Source organism: Phaeovulum veldkampii DSM 11550 (genome assembly GCF_003034995.1).
Taxonomy (GTDB): Bacteria; Pseudomonadota; Alphaproteobacteria; order Rhodobacterales; family Rhodobacteraceae; genus Phaeovulum; species Phaeovulum veldkampii.
Window position 1 is genome coordinate 1 of record NZ_PZKF01000082.1, and the last position, 4,017, is coordinate 4,017.

Sequence of the window (4,017 nt, forward strand, 5' to 3'; positions counted from 1 at the left end):
GCCGTCTTGCTGGGGCTGGCAGGTGCTCTGCATGCTATCCGACTGGCGCGATGGGCGGGCATCCGCACGGCGGCGGAGCCACTCGTCCTGGTGCTGCACGCTGGTTATGCTTTCCTGCCTCTGGGGGCCATCGCGCTCGCGGCCGAGATCCTAATGCCGGGTGTCTTCGGCATGGCCGCAGCGCAGCATATCTGGATGGGTGGCGCTGTCGGGTTGATGACACTCGCGGTGATGACGCGGGCAACCCTAGGCCATACTGGGCAAGAGTTGCACGCAGGCCTCGGCACGGTGGCGATCTATCTGGCGCTGGTCACCGCTGTCCTGGCGCGCGTGGTCGCGGGGGTCTGGACCGATGAGGCGATGGCGCTGCACAGCCTGGCCGGAGTGGCTTGGATAGGGGCCTTTGGCGGCTATGCCGTTCTGTACGGGCGGTTTCTGCTGCGCCTGCCGCCTGCGAAACGGATCTGACTGGGCATGGGCTGGAACGAATTCGCCTTTGCCTTCGCGGCCTTCTTCCTGACCCACTCCATTCCGATCCGCCCGCCGTTGCGGCCCTGGGCGGTGGCAAGGCTGGGGCATGCAGGCTTTGGCATCGCCTATTCGGCTCTCTCACTTGCCGTGCTGGCCTGGTTGATCGCGGCAGCGGGTCGAGCGCCCTATGTGCCGCTTTGGGACTGGGCGCCGTGGCAGAACCATGTCGTGCTGGCCGTGATGCTGCCGGTCTGCGTGATCCTGTCGCTGGCAATTGCACGACCGAACCCCTTTTCCTTCGGCGGCGCGCAAAATGACCGGTTCGACCCGGCGCGCCCCGGAATCGTCCGCCTGACGCGGCATCCCCTGCTTCTGGCGCTCGGGATATGGTCGGCGGCGCATATCCTGCCAAACGGCGACTTGGCGCATGTGATACTGTTCGGCACCTTCGCCGGTTTCGCGATGCTTGGCGGCCGCCTTGTCGACCGGCGGCGACAGCGAGAGATGGGGCAGAGATGGCACGACCTGCGCGCAGCCCTATCGGAATGCCCCGCATCGCTATCCCTGACCGCCGACACCGTTTTGCGCTTGGCTGCCGGGCTCATGCTCTATGCGGGGTTGATCTGGCTGCATCCCCTGGTGATCGGAGTGGACCCTCTGGTCTGACGCCTCAGGTGGACCCGTCGTCGATCAGCGGGTTCGGCTTGGCAAACCGCTCGAACTCTGCCTGGTTGGTGATTGTGATACGTGTTCCGTCCACCTCTAGCCCATAGGGCTGCAACCCCTTGAAGGCGCGGCTCAGGTTTTCGGCGGTCATCCCAAGCACTGAAGCGAGGCGGCGCTTCTCGAAATCAAGGTCGAACGATTCTGCCCCACCGGCGCGCCTCTGCTGGCGCAGCAAATAGTTCGCCAGCCGCTCCAACGATGTCCGCAGCTTCAGGTCTTTCTGCGCCTTGATGACCGAGCGGTAGCACTGCGCCAGTTCTGTCACGATGGCGCGGGCAAAGTTGCCGTCAATGTCGAAAACGGCGCGCACATCCTGACTGGGGATCAGCGCGATCCGGCTCTTCTCCAATGTGCGGGCTGACATGAGGTAAGGCGCATCCTTGATCGTAGCGGCCAGGATGAAGGTCGAGATGGGCCGAACGGTCGCAAGGCTGGTCTCACGGTCATTCCAGGCCGAGAAGAGGTCAACCGAACCGGAAAGCACAACATGCAGGAAGTCGCTCGGGTTGCCTTCAGTGATCAGTTCGATCTGCGCCGGGAAGTTCTGGACATAAGCACCGCGCATCAAGGCCGAGAAATTCTCGTCCGCCATCTGTGAAAACAGCGCGAGGTCGCGAATCTCCCTGAATGGTGAATCGGGCATCCTGTCGTCCTTAGAAGTGCTTTGGCAGAGTCCAATCCCACGATTGATAATTGTCAAGCCAACAATTGATCATCGCAGGAGGAGCCTTGACTGACCCTGCAAGCGAACCTGACATTTTTCACTAAGCCATTTATTTCAATAATAAATCCGCAACAGATGATCTAGATCAACCTCTTTGGCCTGCGTGGATCTCAGGACTGGCATCAACCCCACTGGGGAAACTGCCTCCCTCTTGCAGGAGATCCCGCCATGCAGACCGCAACGACAGCCTCACGCGCCGACCAGACCCGCGCCCTGACGCTGAGCACGATCGCCTTCACCGCCTGTTTCGCCGTCTGGACGATCTTTTCGATCATCGGCGTCGCCATCAAGGGCGAGCTGGGGCTGAACGATACGCAGTTTGGCCTCTTGGTCGCCACCCCGATCCTGACCGGTTCGTTGACACGCATCTTCCTTGGGGTCTGGACCGAGAAGTATGGCGGGCGGCTGGTGTTCTCGACGCAAATGCTGCTGGCGGCCTTGGCGACCTGGGCGCTGACCTTTGCCGACAGCTATCCGATGTATCTGTTGGCCGCATTGGGCGTTGGCCTAGCGGGCGGATCTTTCATCATCGGCGTCGCCTATGTCAGCCGCTGGTATGATGCGGGCCATCAGGGCACCGCGCTTGGCATCTTTGGCGCGGGGAATATCGGGGCAGCGGTGACCAAGTTCGTCGCGCCCTTCGTGATGGTGGGCTTTGGCTGGCAAGGGGTAGCGAATGTCTGGGCCGCAGGCCTGGCACTGATGGCGGTGATCTTCTTTGTTTTCGCCAAGGACGATCCCTCGCTCGTTGAACGTCGCCGGACCGGGGCAAAGCCGCCGAGTTTCGCCCAGCAGTTCGCGCCCCTGAAGAACCTGCAGGTCTGGCGCTTCTCGCTCTACTACTTCTTCGTCTTCGGCGCCTTCGTCGCGCTGGCGCTGTGGTTGCCGCACTACCTGATCGACGTCTACGGCGTCGATGTGCGCACAGCCGGCATGGCGGCCGCCTCGTTCAGCCTGTCGGCCAGCCTGTTCCGGGCCTATGGCGGACACCTTTCCGACAAGTTCGGTGCGCGGTCGGTCATGTACTGGACCTTCGGCTTTTCGATGCTGTTCCTGTTCATGCTGTCGTACCCGCCGACCGACTATGTCATCCAGGGCAAGGATGGCGTCATCGCCTTTTCAACCAGCATGGGGCTGTGGCCCTTCATCGCCACGCTCTTCGCGCTTGGCTTCTTCATGAGCCTCGGCAAGGCGGCGGTGTTCAAGCACATCCCGGTCTACTACCCCAACAACGTCGGCGCAGTCGGTGGCCTTGTCGGCATGATCGGCGGGCTTGGCGGGTTCGTCCTGCCCATCGCCTTTGGAGCCCTGCTGGACCTGACGGGCATCTATACCTCGTGCTTTGCGCTGCTGTTCGTGCTGGTCGGGATCGCGCTGACCTGGATGCACCTGTCGATCCGCGCCATGGAGCGCGCCGCGCATGGCGAGGTTCTGGACCGCCTGCCGCAGCTGCCTGAGATGCAGCCGATCCACCACCCCGAACGCACCGCCATACCGCGTGTGCTCGAGGATTGGCGGCCCGAGGATGCGACCTTGTGGGCCGACAAGGGCCGTGCCGTCGCACGCCGCAACCTATGGCTGTCGATCCCGGCGCTGCTTCTGGCCTTCTCGGTCTGGATGGTCTGGTCGATGGTCGTGGCGAAGCTTCCGCTGATCGGATTTGCCTTCACGCCGGAACAGCTGTTTTGGCTGGCCGCACTGCCTGCGCTTTCCGGGGCAACGCTGCGCATCTTCTACGGCTTCATGGTGCCGATCTTTGGTGGGCGGCTCTGGACGACGCTTTCCACCGCCTCGCTGCTGCTGCCCGCCATCGGCATCGGCTATGCCGTGCAGAACCCGGAAACCCCCTACTTCATCTTCCTGATTCTGGCGCTTCTTTGCGGGCTTGGCGGGGCCAACTTCGCCTCTTCGATGGCCAACATCGGCTACTTCTTCCCGAAGGCGGAAAAGGGCAATGCGCTCGCTCTGAACGCAGGCCTTGGCAACCTGGGCGTCAGCGTCATGCAGTTCCTGGTGCCGCTGGTCATCACCGCCGGTGTCTTTGGTGCCGTGGGCGGCGAGGGCGTGGCTCTACAGGATGGCGGCACGCTGTGGCT

General features: G+C 62.7%; 4 protein-coding genes. 3 read left to right on the top strand and 1 reads right to left on the bottom strand.

Going from position 1 to position 4,017, the window contains the following annotated elements; genetic code table 11:
• Positions 1 to 468, top strand: a 468-nt coding sequence (locus tag C5F46_RS15745) for an NnrS family protein (protein ID WP_146160255.1), incomplete at its 5' end; no start/stop codon positions are given.
• 6 nt (positions 469 to 474) lie between these two features.
• On the top strand, positions 475 to 1,137 hold the full coding sequence (locus C5F46_RS15750; RefSeq protein WP_107326250.1) for an NnrU family protein: 663 nt from the start codon (positions 475 to 477) through the stop codon (positions 1,135 to 1,137).
• 4 nt (positions 1,138 to 1,141) lie between these two features.
• Here C5F46_RS15750 and C5F46_RS15755 read toward each other — a convergent pair whose 3' ends face one another.
• The gene (locus C5F46_RS15755; protein WP_107326251.1) at positions 1,142 to 1,840 is read right to left on the bottom strand and encodes a helix-turn-helix domain-containing protein; all 699 of its coding nucleotides are present in this window, start codon (positions 1,838 to 1,840) and stop codon (positions 1,142 to 1,144) included.
• 249 nt (positions 1,841 to 2,089) lie between these two features.
• Between C5F46_RS15755 and C5F46_RS15760 the strand changes: the two genes are divergently transcribed.
• Positions 2,090 to 4,017 (top strand): nitrate/nitrite transporter (locus C5F46_RS15760; RefSeq protein ID WP_107326252.1); only part of this gene is annotated, 1,928 nt, incomplete at its 3' end.